The 14691-nt window shown below is 67.8% G+C and carries 18 protein-coding genes; 16 read left to right on the top strand and 2 right to left on the bottom strand.

All coding sequences use genetic code 11. The annotated features are described in order from the left end of the window. Positions 1–75 precede the first annotated feature (75 nt). The 10 genes from BIU91_RS02745 to BIU91_RS19485 all read left to right on the top strand — a co-directional run bounded on the left by BIU91_RS02745 (position 76) and on the right by BIU91_RS19485 (position 8852). Positions 76–1515, top strand: a complete 1440-nt coding sequence (locus BIU91_RS02745; protein WP_071404153.1) for a CCA tRNA nucleotidyltransferase — start codon at positions 76–78, stop codon at positions 1513–1515. 211 nt (positions 1516–1726) lie between these two features. After that, positions 1727–2110: a 30S ribosomal protein S6 gene (gene rpsF / locus BIU91_RS02740; protein WP_027466903.1), complete on the top strand. Its 384-nt coding sequence runs from the start codon at positions 1727–1729 to the stop codon at positions 2108–2110. Between the two features lie 3 nt (positions 2111–2113). Next, positions 2114–2683, top strand: coding sequence for a single-stranded DNA-binding protein (locus tag BIU91_RS02735; RefSeq protein WP_071404122.1), 570 nt, complete (start codon positions 2114–2116; stop codon positions 2681–2683). Positions 2684–2733: 50 nt separating this feature from the next. Beyond that, on the top strand, positions 2734–2991 hold the full coding sequence (gene rpsR / locus BIU91_RS02730) for a 30S ribosomal protein S18 (protein ID WP_017887834.1): 258 nt from the start codon (positions 2734–2736) through the stop codon (positions 2989–2991). 14 nt (positions 2992–3005) lie between these two features. Beyond that, positions 3006–3458, top strand: coding sequence for a 50S ribosomal protein L9 (rplI, locus tag BIU91_RS02725; RefSeq protein WP_027466901.1), 453 nt, complete (start codon positions 3006–3008; stop codon positions 3456–3458). A gap of 620 nt (positions 3459–4078) precedes the next feature. Then, positions 4079–5392, top strand: coding sequence for a replicative DNA helicase (gene dnaB / locus BIU91_RS02720; RefSeq protein ID WP_017887836.1), 1314 nt, complete (start codon positions 4079–4081; stop codon positions 5390–5392). A gap of 438 nt (positions 5393–5830) precedes the next feature. Then, positions 5831–6064 (top strand): hypothetical protein, encoded by a 234-nt coding sequence (locus tag BIU91_RS02715; RefSeq protein WP_071404121.1) that lies wholly within the window; start codon positions 5831–5833, stop codon positions 6062–6064. 416 nt (positions 6065–6480) lie between these two features. Beyond that, entirely contained in the window at positions 6481–7155 is a 675-nt protein-coding gene (locus BIU91_RS02710; RefSeq protein WP_253183668.1) for a class I SAM-dependent methyltransferase, read from the top strand. Positions 7156–7338: 183 nt separating this feature from the next. Beyond that, positions 7339–8259: a hypothetical protein gene (locus BIU91_RS02705; protein WP_139196851.1), complete on the top strand. Its 921-nt coding sequence runs from the start codon at positions 7339–7341 to the stop codon at positions 8257–8259. 98 nt (positions 8260–8357) lie between these two features. Further along, on the top strand, positions 8358–8852 hold the full coding sequence (locus BIU91_RS19485) for an NUDIX domain-containing protein (RefSeq protein ID WP_084740466.1): 495 nt from the start codon (positions 8358–8360) through the stop codon (positions 8850–8852). A 230-nt stretch (positions 8853–9082) separates the two neighbouring features. On the opposite strand, the gene BIU91_RS02700 is transcribed toward BIU91_RS19485, so the two are convergent. After that, on the bottom strand, positions 9083–10525 hold the full coding sequence (locus BIU91_RS02700; protein WP_084740464.1) for a glycosyltransferase family 39 protein: 1443 nt from the start codon (positions 10523–10525) through the stop codon (positions 9083–9085). A 108-nt stretch (positions 10526–10633) separates the two neighbouring features. Here BIU91_RS02700 and BIU91_RS18735 point away from each other — a divergent pair, with 108 nt between their 5' ends. The 5 genes from BIU91_RS18735 to BIU91_RS02680 all read left to right on the top strand — a co-directional run bounded on the left by BIU91_RS18735 (position 10634) and on the right by BIU91_RS02680 (position 13377). Then, a complete protein-coding gene (locus BIU91_RS18735; protein ID WP_171907757.1) occupies positions 10634–10771 on the top strand; it encodes a hypothetical protein in 138 nt (45 codons plus the stop codon). Positions 10772–10838: 67 nt separating this feature from the next. Further along, positions 10839–11303, top strand: a complete 465-nt coding sequence (locus tag BIU91_RS02695; protein WP_139196608.1) for a hypothetical protein — start codon at positions 10839–10841, stop codon at positions 11301–11303. 54 nt (positions 11304–11357) lie between these two features. Next, positions 11358–11777 (top strand): MauE/DoxX family redox-associated membrane protein, encoded by a 420-nt coding sequence (locus tag BIU91_RS02690; protein ID WP_071404117.1) that lies wholly within the window; start codon positions 11358–11360, stop codon positions 11775–11777. A 71-nt stretch (positions 11778–11848) separates the two neighbouring features. Then, positions 11849–12409: an MOSC domain-containing protein gene (locus BIU91_RS02685; protein ID WP_139196609.1), complete on the top strand. Its 561-nt coding sequence runs from the start codon at positions 11849–11851 to the stop codon at positions 12407–12409. 11 nt (positions 12410–12420) lie between these two features. After that, positions 12421–13377, top strand: coding sequence for an NAD-dependent epimerase/dehydratase family protein (locus BIU91_RS02680; RefSeq protein ID WP_253183667.1), 957 nt, complete (start codon positions 12421–12423; stop codon positions 13375–13377). 23 nt (positions 13378–13400) lie between these two features. Here BIU91_RS02680 and BIU91_RS19425 read toward each other — a convergent pair whose 3' ends face one another. Further along, positions 13401–13847 carry a MarR family winged helix-turn-helix transcriptional regulator gene (locus tag BIU91_RS19425; RefSeq protein WP_071404114.1) on the bottom strand — a complete coding sequence of 149 codons (447 nt, stop codon included), beginning with the start codon at positions 13845–13847 and terminating at the stop codon, positions 13401–13403. A 175-nt stretch (positions 13848–14022) separates the two neighbouring features. On the opposite strand from BIU91_RS19425, the gene BIU91_RS02670 reads away from it, so the two are divergent. Then, the gene (locus BIU91_RS02670; RefSeq protein ID WP_027466885.1) at positions 14023–14676 is read left to right on the top strand and encodes a hypothetical protein; all 654 of its coding nucleotides are present in this window, start codon (positions 14023–14025) and stop codon (positions 14674–14676) included. Positions 14677–14691: the final 15 nt, after the last annotated feature.

The raw sequence follows: 14691 nt of genomic DNA, 5'->3' as shown, positions 1-14691 counted from the left end.
CGACCATGAACAGGTCCCGTGCGCGCGCGGCTTGTGGAGAACTCGGGGCCTCGATCTGGGAGGATGAGCACCGTCATGCAGTCCGTTGCCCAGGCCGTCGAACGACTCGACGCACTCGCCACCACCGAGCCCGTCGACCTCCTCGCTCGGGCCTTCGCCGACGCCGGACACGAACTCGCCCTCGTCGGCGGCCCCGTCCGTGACGCGTTCCTCGGCCGTCCGGTGACCGATCTGGACTTCACCACCGACGCCCGGCCGGACGAGATCCTGCGGATCGTCGAACCCATCGCGAGTGCCACCTGGGACGTCGGTCGCCAGTTCGGCACCATCGCCGCACGGGTCGCCGGTGAGCAGGTCGAGATCACCACGTACCGCAGCGACATCTACGACGGCGAGACCCGCAAGCCCGAGGTCGCGTTCGGCGACACCATCGAGGACGACCTGCTCCGTCGCGACTTCACCGTCAACGCGATGGCCCTGCGGCTGCCGGACCGCGAGCTCGTCGACGTGCACGGCGGCGTCGAGGACCTGCTCGCCGCACGGCTCCGGACGCCCCAGACCGCGGTCGTCTCGTTCCGCGACGACCCCCTGCGGATGATGCGCGCCGCACGGTTCACGTCCCAACTGGGCTTCACCGTCGACGACGACGTGCGGGCCGCGATGCAGGACCTCGTCGCATCGATCGACATCGTGTCCGCCGAACGGGTACGCGACGAACTCGTCAAGCTGCTCAACACGGACGACCCGGTCCCCGGCCTCCGGCTGCTCGTCGACACCGGGCTCGCCGAGCGGTTCCTGCCCGAGCTGCCCGAGATGCGGCTCGAGGTCGATGAGCACCACCACCACAAGGACGTCTACGAGCACTCGCTCACCGTGCTCGAGCAGGCCATCGGGTACGAGGCCGAGCGGCACGCCGGCGATCCCCCGGACACCGTGCTCCGGCTCGCGGCGCTGCTGCACGACATCGGCAAGCCCGCGACGCGCAAGCTCGAGCCCGGCGGCGCCGTGAGCTTCCACCACCACGACCTGGTCGGTTCGAAGATGGCGAAGAAGCGACTCCGCGCGCTCCGCTTCGACAACGACACCATCGCCGCGGTGTCCCGCCTGATCGAGCTGCACCTGCGTTTCTTCGGGTACACCGAGGGCGCCTGGACCGACTCCGCCGTCCGCCGCTACGTCCGCGACGCCGGACCGCAGCTCGAACGGCTGCACGAGCTCACCCGTTCGGACGTCACCACCCGCAACCGCCGCAAGGCCGACCGGCTGGCGTTCGCCTACGACGACCTCGAGGACCGCATCAAGGTGCTGTCCAAGCAGGAGGAGCTCGAGTCGATCCGTCCGGACCTGACCGGTGACGACATCATGCGGATCCTCGACATCCCGCCGGGGCGTGCCGTGGGCGAGGCCTACCGGTTCCTGCTCGAGGCCCGGATGGACGAAGGACCCCTCGGACCGGAGACGGCCGAGGAGCGCCTGCGCGAGTGGTGGAGCACCCGAGGCGACGCCGACGCCTGAGGCGACACCAGCGCCCGAGGCGACCCGACGCCTGAGACGCGACCGTCTGTCGGGCGGGACCGCTCTCCACAGGCCGGTGGCGCGCCTCCAGGCAGTCCGGTAGGCTACCCAGGTTGCCCCTCGCGCACCTGCGTGGTCTGGGGCACATGCATCAACCCTCCTGCCCCGGGAACCGCCCGGGGCCGCTGAGACCAGAGGAGGTGGGTTCCGCATGCACCAGTACGAACTGATGGCGATCCTCGACCCCGAGATCGATGAGCGCACCGTCGCTCCCAGCCTGGACAAGTTCCTGGCCGTGATCCGCAACGCGGGTGGCACCGTCGACAACGTGGACGTCTGGGGCCGTCGCCGGCTCGCTTACGAGATCGCGAAGAAGTCCGAGGGCATCTACGCCGTCGTCGACTTCACGTCGTCGCCCGAGGCCGCCAAGGAGCTCGACCGTCAGCTCGGTCTCTCCGAGGCCGTGCTCCGCACGAAGGTCCTCCGCGCTGAAGAGGGCATCGCGCAGGTCGCCGCCCAGAAGCAGCGTGACGAGGCTCGCGCGGCCCGCAAGGCCGCCAACGCCTCCGCAACCGCGACCGCGAGCGCCGAGTAACCCGTGGCCGGCGAAACCGTCATCACGGTGGTGGGCAACCTCACCGCGGACCCCGAGCTGCGCTACACGCAGAACGGGCTCGCCGTGGCGAACTTCACCATCGCGTCGACCCCTCGCACGTTCGACCGTCAGGCGAACGAGTGGAAGGACGGCGATGCGCTGTTCCTCCGCGCGAGTGTGTGGCGCGAGTTCGCCGAGCACGTGGCGGGGTCGCTGACGAAGGGCTCGCGCGTCATCGCGCAGGGTCGTCTGCGTCAGCGTTCCTACCAGGACCGTGAGGGCCAGCAGCGCACGAGCATCGAGCTCGAGGTCGACGAGATCGGCCCGTCGCTCCGCTACGCGACCGCACAGATCACCCGCGCAGCGGGTGGCAGTGGCGGCGGTCGTGGCCAGGTCAGCGGCGGCGGCAGCGCCCCCGCGGGCAACGGCGGCGGCAACTGGAACAACAACGGTGGCGGTCAGTCGGACGCGCCCTGGTCTCCCCAGGGCGGCCAGCAGGGTGGCGGCAACGCACAGTCGAACGACGTGTGGAGCACCCCCGGCGGCAACTTCGACGACGAGACCCCGTTCTGATCCTCAGCGTTCCGACGGACACACAACTTTTCTTCTAAGGACAAATCACTATGGCTGGAAAGAGCACCGGCGACCGCCGGAAGCCTCGCGGCAAGGGCGGCAAGAACGCTGCTCCCGCGAAGTCGATCAAGGTCGGCGTCATCGACTACAAGGACGTTGCGACCCTTCGCAAGTTCATCTCGGAGCGTGGAAAGATCCGCGCCCGTCGCATCACCGGCGTCTCCGTCCAGGAGCAGCGCCTCATCGCCCGTGCCGTGAAGAACGCCCGTGAGATGGCGCTCCTCCCCTACGCCGGCTCCGGCCGCTGATCGGAGGTCGACACATGTCGAAGCTCATCCTCACCCACGAGGTCTCCGGCCTCGGTTCCGCTGGCGACGTCGTCGACGTCAAGAACGGCTACGCCCGCAACTACCTCATCCCCCAGGGCTTCGCTGTCGCGTGGTCCAAGGGCGGCGAGAAGCAGGTCGAGTCGATCCGTGCCGCGCGTACCGCGCGCGAGCTCGCCACCATCGAAGAGGCACAGGACCTCAAGATGAAGCTCGAGAACGCGACCATCACCCTGTCGGTCAAGGCCGGCAAGGACGGTCGTCTGTTCGGCTCCGTCCGTCCGGGCGACGTCGCTGACGCCGTCCAGGCGCAGGGCGTCGGCTCGCTCGACAAGCGCAAGGTCGAGGTCCCCGCGACCATCAAGACCGTCGGTGACCACGAGGCCACCGTGCGCCTGCGCGAGGACATCACTGCCGTGATCTCGCTCAAGGTCGTCGCTGCCAAGTAGCACTGACGTTCCGCTCCACGACGGGCGGGTCTCCTCCGGGAGGCCCGCCCGTCGTTGCGTTCCGGGGGCGGTCGCGCGGCTTGTCCCACGGCTGTCGCCGACATGGTCACGGGCCTGGAGGCGCGGCTCGACTCGGGCTGGCTGGTTACGGTTCAGACGGGGTCGCGCTGGCTGGGAACAGGCCGAGAACTCTTCCCACAGGAGGGGTCCTTGTCAAGTCGTTTTACACAGTGGAAACGTGTCAAATCGGAACCTTCAAGGGGTACTTGAACCCCACTTTTCCACACACCGTGTGCAACAGAAAACCCCAGGTCAAATGGTCGAAAGTGTGTTCGTACGGGTCTTTTTCCACAGGCCCGTCCACCGTTCTCCACACAGCGCTCCGGCGTGTTCCGCAGGCTCTCCACAGAGTTATCCACAGGGCCGTTTGTTGGGGATAACTCTGGGGCCGTACGTTGGCCCAGCGACTCGGGGATGTCGGTTGCCGGGGGTAGAAACAGGGGTGCGGGTTCCGGCCGGTGGGTGCTGTCCCGCCGGTCCAGGTCCGTGTCGTCAACAGAGGAGAGCGTGTGTCGATCGCACATCTTGAGCCCGCACCGCAGGACTACGCGGAGCGCGGTATGGAACGCACCCCGCCGCACGACATGCTCGCGGAGCAGTCGACCATCGGTGGCATGCTCCTGTCGAAGGACGCCGTCGCCGACGTCATCGAGACCGCCCGTGGCGTGGACTTCTACGTCCCCAAGCACGAGGTCATCTTCGACGCGATCCTGTCGCTCTACTCGCACGGTGAGCCCACCGACGTCATCGCCGTCACCGACGAGCTGACCAAGACCGGGCTGCTGTCCCGCGCCGGCGGCGCCGAGTACCTGCACAGCGTCACGAGCATGGTGCCGACCGCCGCGAACGCCGGCTACTACGCCGGCATCGTCGCCGAGAAGGCGGTGCTCCGCCGCCTGGTGGACGCCGGCACCCGCATCGTCCAGATGGGGTACGCGTCCGAGGGTGAGGTCACCGACCTCGTCAACAGCGCGCAGGCCGAGGTCTACAACGTCGCCGGTGGTGTGCAAACCGAGGACTACGTCCCGCTGACCGACGCCATCTCGGCCGCGCTCGACGAGATCGAGGCCGCCAAGGGCCGCGACGGCCAGATGACCGGGGTGCCGACCGGGTTCGCGCAGCTCGACGGCCTGACGAACGGCTTCCACCCCGGACAGCTCATCATCGTCGCCGCCCGACCCGCCCTCGGTAAGTCGACGCTGGCGCTCGACCTGTGCCGCGCCGCCGCGATCAAGCACGACCAGACCGCCGCGTTCTTCTCGCTCGAGATGGGTCGTGCCGAGATCGCGATGCGTCTGCTCTCCGCCGAGACCAGCGTGCCGCTGCAGAACATGCGCAAGGGCACCGTGGACTCCCGCGACTGGACCACCATCGCGCAGACCCGCGGTCGCATCAACGACGCCCCGTTCTTCATCGACGACTCCCCCAACATGACGCTCGTCGAGATCCGCGCCAAGTGCCGTCGACTCAAGCAGCAGCACAACCTGAAGCTCGTGGTCATCGACTACCTGCAGCTGATGACCTCGGGCAAGAAGGTCGAGAGCCGCCAGCAAGAGGTCTCCGAGTTCTCGCGTGCCCTGAAGCTGATGGCCAAGGAGCTCCAGGTCCCCGTCATCGCCCTGTCGCAGCTGAACCGTGGCCCGGAGCAGCGTGCCGACAAGAAGCCGGCGATCTCCGACCTCCGTGAGTCCGGCTCCATCGAGCAGGACGCCGACATGGTCATCCTGCTGCACCGCGAGTCGGCGTACGAGAAGGACAACCCGCGTCAGGGTGAGGCGGACCTGATCGTGGCGAAGCACCGTAACGGACCGACGGACACCATCACCGTGGCGTTCCACGGGATGTTTTCGCGGTTCGTCGACATGCCGCAGTAGGCGCGTGTGTCGCCGCGCACACAACTTGTCTCCTTCGCGCACAACTTGTCGCCGGAGCGCGTTCCTCGGTGCTGCCTCAGTCAGGGGTCGTCAGGAGCAGCGTGCCGTGCGCGCTAGGTTGTTGTCGCGTGGACATGGGGTTCTGCGGGGTCGTGCTCGAGCGGGACGCGCAGCGATCTGGCCTCCGCGCTGGCGTCACCCGACTGGAAGTGCCGCGCCCTTCCGCGGGCGCGTGAACGGTGTTGCGTTTAGCGCCCCTTCACCGGGCATTTTCGCGGGACAGTCATGCGGGAATCCCCAGGTCAGACAAGACACGGGGAAGTTGTCGTGGTTGTCGCCGCCAGCGGTGTGCCGGTGGACGACCGGCTACCGGGACTCCATGGTTCGATCAGTCGTGCGCTCGCACGGGCGCGAAGTTCGAGGATAGGAACGCATCGGATGGCTAAGTTCTTCAACTCGCCTCATCCAGTCGCAGAGATGGGGCTCGGGGCGGTTTTCGTCATCATGGGCGTCGTCGTCGGACCGATGGTTGCGGTTCCGGAAGATCGCGTGAATCAAGGGCCTCTGAACATGATTCCGACGCCGGTGCTGGTCGGTGTTCTCGTCGTGTGTGGGGTCGTCGTGTTCGCGCAAGGGCTCGGCACTTGGATCAGGCGAAAGCGCCTGAGGTAGGAGCCGGTGGCCGATCGGCTACCGGGCACCATTGTTATCGTTGAGGTCGAGGCAGGAGGAAGCGCGTCTTGAGCCAAAACTGGGCCCCCCTCATCACCGGACTCATAGGAGCCGGATGCCTGGCAGCCGGCATGCTCACCAGGAAGATCATCGCGTCCGTCCGTGGACGGAATCCCCGCGAGATCAGTCGTCGCGAGCGCCCTAAGGAAGCCGAAGCGCGGGAGGCCAGCCATGCGGTCGAGCCCGGCGGGTCAACGCCTGGTGTCATCGACAGTGCAGACGAGTCGACCGAAAACGACGCCGGGTAGACCATCACCTCTACGGTTGCTCCTCCCGACGGATGGAGGTGATCAGGTTCCTGCCCTCGCCACTGTCCGGCAGCGGATCGGCTATCGGGACTGGTTTAGCCTCGTCCGATGGTGGATCTCGATGCTCGTCTCGTCGCGTTGTACGACGAAGACAACCCTGACGGTGCCGACAGTGACTTCTACCGAACGCTCGGCATGTCGATGGCCGCGCGATCCGTAATCGACCTTGGGTGCGGAACCGGCTCACTCACCGTGAGCATGGCCGACGCCGGGATGTCTGCAGTCGGGGTCGATCCCTCAACGACGATGCTCGACTACGCCAAGCGCCGGCCCGGCGCTGACGGCGTGACGTGGGTACTGGGGGATAGTCGCGACCTCCCGAACGTCGGCGCCGACTACGCCGTGATGACCGGCAACGTCGCGCAGCACATACCCGATGGGGACTGGCAGCGGACGCTCGCCGATCTTCACCGTGCACTCCGCCCCGGCGGGACCCTCGCGTTCGAGAGTCGGAATCCCGCCGCCGAAGCGTGGCGCGCTTGGTCCGCGCCGGAGCACACCATCCGCGAGACCACGAGCGGTTCTTTGGAAGAGTGGTCGGAAGCTCGGGAGATCTCGCCCGGAGTCGTCCGCCTGGTCGCTCACAACACCCTCACCGACACAGGCGAACAGCTCTCATACCCAGAGGACCTGTTCTTTCGCGAGTCGAGCTCGAGCATCAGCTCGAGCACGCAGGCTTCCGAGCCGAGGCGGTGTACGGCGACTGGCGGTGCGGTGCGTTGACCGACTCGTCCCAAGTCTTGGTCCTGGTTGCCACTGCCCGGTAGCCGATCGGCTATTGAGACACATATCGGTGTGGTCGTCGGATGGGAAACGTGCTTGCTGCCAAGCTCAACGAGGGCAGTCTGGTTACCGTCCGTGAGCGTCAGGAGTGAGATGCCGCAGCCGAAGGTTGCTCGTGAGTCCGTGTCGTTCTTCGTCAGCAGCCCGGAAGCGGTGTGGGTATGGGAACCGGGACGAGGCCTCATTAAGCTCACCGCGCCGTTCCGAGAGAACCCCCGCGACCTTCAACTCTCGGCCGACGGCACGACGTTACGGTACGGCTACGGCGGATCCCCGACACTCCCAGATCGACGATTTTCGTTGGACCTACTGTCTGGGGTCGAGACCAAGGAACCAGCGTGGCCGAGCAACGCGCGGATCTTCTACAGCAGCCCCGCCGACGAGTGCCGCGTCGAGTGGGTCGACTGGGTGAACCACCACCCAACCCAATCGATCTACCGGCTTCGCAACGACGCAGGGGACCAGATGTGGTCACAGCTTCCGTTGACCACGCTGGAGGACGGGTGGATTGAACTTCCGTCGCGATTCACGCTGGGGAGCAATTTCGGGGGTGACGCGTTGCAGTTCTCACCCGACGGACACCGACTCGTGATCAACTGCGACTGGTGGGGTCATCCGGTGGGTGCGATCCAAGTGTTCGACCGGACAGCCGGGCTCATCCATCAGCGGTACGGGTTCGTCACCGAGGGGTCCGGAGTGTGGAGCCCGAACGGTCAGAAGCTCCTCGGACGGACCATCTCCATCGGCCGGTCGTTCGAGTACCGCGTGGAGGTATTCGACCTCGAGCGGCGAGATACGACGCCCATCCCGATCGATTCTGACGACTACCAACGGGCTGACGCCCCATGCGTCGGGTGGCTCGACGACGATCACGTCTTGCTCTACACGAGGCACCAGCGCACCATCACCTTCCATGCGTTCCACATCGACACCGGAGAACGCACGGAGGTCAACACGTTCCGCCTACCGATGCCCGCTGGCTCGATGAACGATCTCCACATCGCATCTAGAGTCGTGGCCAACCGGCCCGGCGCCCTTCTCTGACTCTGGCGCGTCGCAACGACCGGTAGGGGATCGTCAATCGAGGCACCTTGATGCCGGACGGTGACACTCGGCCAGGCGTTTTGTGGTGAGCTAGCCGGATGCGCATCAGGTCAGCGGCCGTCGTCGTCCGAGACGAGAGCCTGCTCGTCATCGATCGGTTGAAGAACGATCGTCACTACTGTGTGCTCCCTGGTGGCGGGGTCGAGGAAGGCGAGAGCCTCCGCGAAGCGTGTCAGCGCGAGCTGCGTGAGGAGATGGGCCTTGATGCGAGCATCGGCGACCTGCTCGACGTACCAGTGGATAGCCGTTCCCGCGGCTTACTTCGTGGCGCAAGTGCGTCCTGGTCCGTTGGTGCTGGGTGGCCCAGAGATCGAACGAGCATCAGAACTGAACCAGTACGAGCCGAGGTGGGTGGAAGTGAGTTCGCTCGCGCAGATACCGCTGGTGCCGGACGCGGCCAGGCAAGCGGTGCAGCTGGTCCTCGACGCGCACCGGTAGCTGATCGGCTACCGGACGGCTCCCGCTGGCGTGTGTACCCACGGTCGTCAAGCGCGCGCGAACCCGCCCCGCGCCGAGCCGCAAGCAACGCCTGACCATCGTCGGGCTCGCAGTATTGGCGATGGTGGTGGGCGCCGCGGTCCTGCAGCTCTCTCGGTGAGGGATCGGCTCCCGAGACCGCCGTGGAACCGTCGAAACCGCGACAAGATGTTCGGTCAGATCGAGAGACACGGGCGGCGTCGCCGAGACTCGTGAGCCGAGTTGGCGACGAGGAGTGAGTCCGTCGACAGCGTGGGCGCGCGACGCCTCGCCAACGTCGCATCGACTAGCGGGCGATCGTGAGGGCCCCGTTGTCCTCGCGGATGCGGCCGTCCTTCGGCACCCACACGCGCAGGCCGTCGAGCCTGCCCGTGGTGAAGGACGAGGCGTCGTCCTGCAGCAGGTTGGTCACGGCCTCCGGTGCGGGGAGCCGCTGGTCGCGTCCGACGACGATGGCGACGTAGGGGCCGCGGTCGAGTCGGTTGGTGCCGTGGTCGCCGACGTACGGCTGGAAGAGCGTGGGAGTCGCCGACACGAACAGGATCCGACCGTCGGGCACATCGTGGTCTTCGAGGTACCCGGGCAACAGAGCGATCCCGGTCGGGTGCGCCCGCGCGACGGCCTGGCTCACCCGGAACGACGGGACGACGAGCGTCGCGACGAGGACCAGCACGACCGGGACGGTCAGGGCCCTCGGGGGGACGGTGGCGAGTCGCGCGAAGCCGATGGCGGCGAGGACCAGCAGGAACGGCATCCACGCGGTGTAGTAGGTCGGCAGCGCGATCTTGGCGACGACGACGTAGAACCCGACGAGCAGCACCAGGGATGCGCCGACGTACGCGACCAGGCGGTCCGCCCGCACCACCAGGGCAGCGAGCACACCGATCGCGAGGACGACGAGCATCCCCTTGCCGGTGCCGTCGAGCAAGAACCGGAAGCTCGCCCACCACGGTGCGAATGTGTAGATCTGCCCGTCGATCGTGATCGGGTGCCCGTTGGTGTTCTGCCCCTCCTGGAACGCGACCATGTACTGGATCGCGGAACGGATGCCCATCGGGACGTACAGGGCGACGAACGTCACCGTGAAGGCGGCGACCCAGAGCACGCCACCGACGAGGCCCTTCCGCCATGCCTTGAACACGACCGGGAGCAGCAGGAACGCCGGGAGCAGCACGACGGTCGACAGCTTGGACGTGACCGAGGCAGCCATGAGCACGCCGGACACGGGAGCGAGCCACCAGGCCCGTTCGCTGCGGATCCACCACCACGCGGCGACGATCGCGAACACGGCGAAGGCCGTCATCACCGGGTCGAGCAGGGCGAGCCGGTCGACCCGGGCACCCGCACCACCACGCGGAGTCAGCCACCACAGCGACGCCGCCAGCAGGGCACCCCAGTACCCGATCTCGCGACGCAGCCACAGGTACAGGACCACGCCGACCGCGAAGGTGAGCACGCCGACGAGGACCCGCGGGCCGATCGGACCCTGGCCGGTGAGGAGCTGCACGAGCCCGAACAGGTACTTGGCCGTCGGCGGGTGTTCGCGGTTCGCGGTGAAGTCGCCGTGGACGTACTGCCACCCGCTCCGCAGGTAGATGTTCTCGTCACCGGTGATGTTCGAGCCGGCTAGGTTCCAGAAGCACTGGTAGAGCGCGGCGATCACGACGAGGGAAGCGATCGTCAGGCGGAGGCGGAGGTCGCCGGCGAACCCGGACACTCGTGATGGCACCAGACGAACCTACTGGCCCTTCGACCGTCATCGCTTGTCCTCGTCCGGCTTCTCGGGTTCACTGCGCTCATGGGTCTCGTCGAAGCATCAGCGTCAGCATCCTGTGCAGTGTCCGCTCCGGACTGCGACGACACGATGGCCGCGTCCGTCGACGTGCTGCCTGCCGTGGTGATCGCAGCGGCCGTGGTCGTCACGGTGCTCGTGGTCTTCGTCGTGATCGCCCTCCGCGGGCGGCGGCACCGGTAGGACCCCGGGATCTTGACCGGCGGATACCTCCACGTGTTAGGTTGTGCACAACCTAATGGAGCACAACGTGAAACTCGCCAACTGGATCGACCTCGTCACCGGTGGCCTGCTCGCCGGGCACGGCATCGCCACGGTTCGCCGCACCCCGCTGCGTGCTCGAGCCCAGCAGATGCAGCGACGTGGATTCGAGCCGGGCGTCCCACACGCACTCGGCATCCCAACCCTGGAAGTCCTGTCCGGGCTCGGACTCGCCACCGCAGCGGTCCGCCGTGCCCCGGGGAGCGACCTGGACGGCACTGGCTCCGCCGTCGCGGCGACGGCCCTCGGTGGGACCCGGCTCGTGATCGACCGCGAAGACGGCTCGGTGACGAGCACGACCGGCGGTGCTGCCGCACTCACACTCGCCGGCGTGCTGCGGCTGCTCACCTCGACCCGCGGCCGTCCGGTCGCCCGGATCCTCACGCTCGGTTCCGCCGCTGCCGCGATCACGTTCGAGGCCGGACGCCGACGCCGCGTCCTCAGCAGCCGCTGACCTCGGCCCCCCACTCCACCGAACCCCACCACGACCGTGAAAGGCACCACCCCGATGGCAACCCGCACCCCCGCAGTCCGCTCCACCCGCCCCCGGACCATCGTCCGCATCCTTTTCGGCGCGCTGCTCACCTGGGCCGGCATCAGCCACCTGACCGTGGCCCGCGAGGAGTTCCAGGCGCAGGTGCCGAAGTTCGTGCCGCTGCCGACCGACGTCACGGTGATCGCCTCCGGTGTGGTGGAGATCTCCCTCGGGGCTGCGCTGATGCTCCTGGCTCGGCGTCAGGTGACGGTCGGGTGGGTCGTCGCGGTGTTCTTCCTGGCGGTCTTCCCCGGCAACATCGCGCAGTGGATGCACCACCGCGACGGGTTCGGCCTGGACACCGACACCAAGCGCTTCGTCCGCCTGCTGTTCCAGCCCGTGCTCATCGCCGTCTCGCTGTGGGCGACGAACGCGCTGCGCAAGCGCCGCTGAACCGGCGTGCGCGAGCGCCGCTGACCGGCGCTGCACTCGCGCGACCGCGACCATGGGGCAGAATCGGCCCCATGAGCGGGGACGACATGGACCAGCCGCGCGTGGTCGCGGTGAGCAAGGACGACGAGCACCGGTTCAGCAAGCCGTTGGTCGACGCGGTGACGCTCGTTGCTGGGTGGGGCATCGAGGGTGATGCCCACGCCGGCACGACCGTGCAGCACCGTTCCCGGGTCGCGCGTGACCCCTCCCAGCCGAACCTGCGCCAGGTCCACCTGCTGCACGCCGAGCTGTTCGACGAGGTCGCCGACGCCGGGTTCAGCGTCGAACCGGGACAGATGGGCGAGAACGTCACGACCAGTGGCATCGACCTGCTCGGGCTGCCCAAGGGAGCAGTGCTGCACCTCGGCGACGACGCCTCCGTGCAGGTCACGGGCCTGCGGAACCCGTGCCAGCAGATCAACGGCTTCGAGCCGGGGCTCCTCCGTGCCGTGTTGGGGCGTGCCGAGGACGGCACGGTCGAGCGCAAGGGCGGGGTGATGAGCGTCGTGCTCACCGGTGGCACGGTCCGGCCGGGCGATCGCATCCGGGTCGAGCTCCCCGACGGTGAACGACGACCCCTCCAGCCCGTCTGATGAAGCAGCGCGTGCGACGCGTCCTGGTACTCGGCGGAACCGGTTGGCTCGGGCGAACGATCGTCGACGAGCTGTTGGCCGAGGGCGCCGACGTCACCTGCCTCGCCCGCGGCACGACCGGCAACGTTCCGGAGGGAGCGCGCTTCGTCCAGGCGGATCGAGCCCTGGCCGGCGCGTACAAACAGGCCACCGGGAACTGGGACGAGGTCATCGAGCTCGCCAGCGCCCCCGAACTCGTCGCCCCGGCGCTCGACGCCCTCGCCGACCGGGCCGCGCACTGGACCCTGGTGTCCACGGTCTCGGTGTACGCGGACAACGACGAACCGGGCGCCGACGAGTCCGCCCGGCTGGTGGAGCCGAAGGACCCGTCCGAGTACGCCGACGCGAAGGTCCTCGCCGAGCGCATGACGCGGCTCCGGCTCGGGTCTCGGCTGCTCATCGCACGTCCGGGGCTGATCGTCGGCCCCGGCGACCCGAGTGACCGGTTCGGGTACTGGCCGGCACGCCTCGACCGCGGTGGGCCGGTGCTGGTGCCGACGACGGCGGAGCGGTTCGTCCAGGTGATCGACGTCGCAGACCTCGCCGCCTGGCTCGTCCGGGCCGGGCGCGACGGGTTCGTCGGCACGGTCAACGCCGTGGGCGCTCCGGTGCCGATGCAGGACTTCTTCCGGTGCGTGGCCGAGGTCACCGGGTTCGACGACGAGCTGGTCACGGTCGGCGACGACGTCCTGCTTGCAAACGACGTGGCCTACTGGGCCGGCCCCCGATCACTCCCCCTGTGGATCCCGGTGTCGGAGGGCGGGTTCGCGCAGCGCTCCGCGGTGGCGTTCACGGACGCCGGCGGAGTGACCGGACCCCTCCGAGACACCGTCGTGCGCGTGCTCGAGGACGAGCGTGCCCGCGGGACGGATCGGGAACGCCGTGCTGGCCTCACCTCGACAGCGGAACGGGCGATCCTCACCAGGTAGACGCGCGGTCCCCGCGAGCGAGATCAGGACGCGGCGGCAGCCTGTTCGTACAGACTCGTCGCGAGGTCGTTGAGCACCTCGTGCAGTTCGCCCTTGTGCGCCCCGTCGACGGCCCGGAGCATCGCTGCGTACCGCTCCTGGTAGTCCGACACGACGACATCGCCCGGAGGCAGCAACCGCAGCAGTGAGCCTCGGCGATCGGCCGGGTTCGGTGCGCGCTCGAGCAGGCCGGCGGTGCTCATCCGGTCGATCATGTTCGTCACCGCGCCCGAGGTCAGCCCCAGGTACCCGGCGACCTCGGTCGGCGTGGAGTACCCGGTGTCACTGATGAGGACCAGGGCGCGGAGGGCGTTCTCATGCACGCCCGCCCGGGCGCTGAGCTGACTCACCAGGCTCGCGTTCGCACGCACGACGGCGGTGAACGCGGCCATGAGATCGGCCGCGTCGTCGTCGTTCGGTGCTGCTGCCACGAGGGCCTTCTTCCGTGTCGGGAACCGGGGGACAAGGGGCGTCCCCCGCACTGGGGTAAGTATACGAGTGGTCAACTTGGTGAATCAGTGACTATCTTAACCATTGAAGCAAAACAGCCCGAATGCCTTGCTTCCCCCAACTTCCTGCAACCACCACCGAACGAAGAGGTACCCCGTGTCCACCAAGCTCCGCACCTCCGCACTGAAGCGGATCCGCTTCGCCCCCGTGGCGCTCCTCGCGGGTATCTTCGCCGCCGTCCTGCTCTCCCTCTCGCTCACCGGCACCCTCTCCGGGTTCGCCGCGAGCATCACCAACAGCAGCAACACCGCCGGCAGCGGCACGCTGATCATGCAGGAGCAGAACGCCGGCGCGACCGTCACCTGCCTCAGCACCGACGGCGGCTCGGTCTCGACGAATTCGGCGACCTGCTCGACGATCAACAAGTTCGGCGGCAGCACGACGATGACCCCGGGCAACACGGTCAACACCGCGATCTCGATCAAGAACACCGGCACCGCGAACGCCAGCACCTTCACGCTGAACCCGGGCGCCACGTGCACCCAGTCGGCGAACGGCTCGGCCAACGGCACCGCGACCGATCTCTGCGCCAAGATGAACCTCGTCGTCACCTCCGGTTCGACCACCGTGTTCAGCGGCACCCTCGCCAGCTTCAAGGGTGCGGCGGCGTCGGCCTTCACGATGCCGCAGGCCCCGGCCGCCGGTGCGAGCGTCCCGTTCAACTTCGCGGTGACCCTCGACTCCTCGGCCGGCAACACCTACCAGGGCCTCGCCGCCTCGGTCCCGATGACCTGGACCTTCACGGCCTGATCCAGCCTGATCCAG

Source organism: Curtobacterium sp. MMLR14_002 (assembly GCF_001864975.1).
Taxonomy (GTDB): domain Bacteria; phylum Actinomycetota; class Actinomycetes; order Actinomycetales; family Microbacteriaceae; genus Curtobacterium; species Curtobacterium flaccumfaciens.
This window is presented reverse-complemented; position numbering and strand designations above follow the sequence as displayed.

Excerpts from the sequence above, each read along its gene's own strand:
- BIU91_RS02685 (WP_139196609.1), top strand. The coding sequence starts at position 11,849 with ATGAGCGGGGACGACATGGACCAGCCGCGCGTGGTCGCGGTGAGCAAG.
- BIU91_RS02690 (WP_071404117.1), top strand. The coding sequence starts at position 11,358 with ATGGCAACCCGCACCCCCGCAGTCCGCTCCACCCGCCCCCGGACCATC.
- rpsR (WP_017887834.1), top strand. The coding sequence starts at position 2,734 with ATGGCTGGAAAGAGCACCGGCGACCGCCGGAAGCCTCGCGGCAAGGGC.
- rplI (WP_027466901.1), top strand. The coding sequence starts at position 3,006 with ATGTCGAAGCTCATCCTCACCCACGAGGTCTCCGGCCTCGGTTCCGCT.
- BIU91_RS02710 (WP_253183668.1), top strand. The coding sequence starts at position 6,481 with ATGGTGGATCTCGATGCTCGTCTCGTCGCGTTGTACGACGAAGACAAC.
- BIU91_RS02745 (WP_071404153.1), top strand. The coding sequence starts at position 76 with ATGCAGTCCGTTGCCCAGGCCGTCGAACGACTCGACGCACTCGCCACC.
- rpsF (WP_027466903.1), top strand. The coding sequence starts at position 1,727 with ATGCACCAGTACGAACTGATGGCGATCCTCGACCCCGAGATCGATGAG.
- BIU91_RS02715 (WP_071404121.1), top strand. The coding sequence starts at position 5,831 with ATGGCTAAGTTCTTCAACTCGCCTCATCCAGTCGCAGAGATGGGGCTC.
- BIU91_RS19485 (WP_084740466.1), top strand. The coding sequence starts at position 8,358 with ATGCGCATCAGGTCAGCGGCCGTCGTCGTCCGAGACGAGAGCCTGCTC.
- dnaB (WP_017887836.1), top strand. The coding sequence starts at position 4,079 with ATGGAACGCACCCCGCCGCACGACATGCTCGCGGAGCAGTCGACCATC.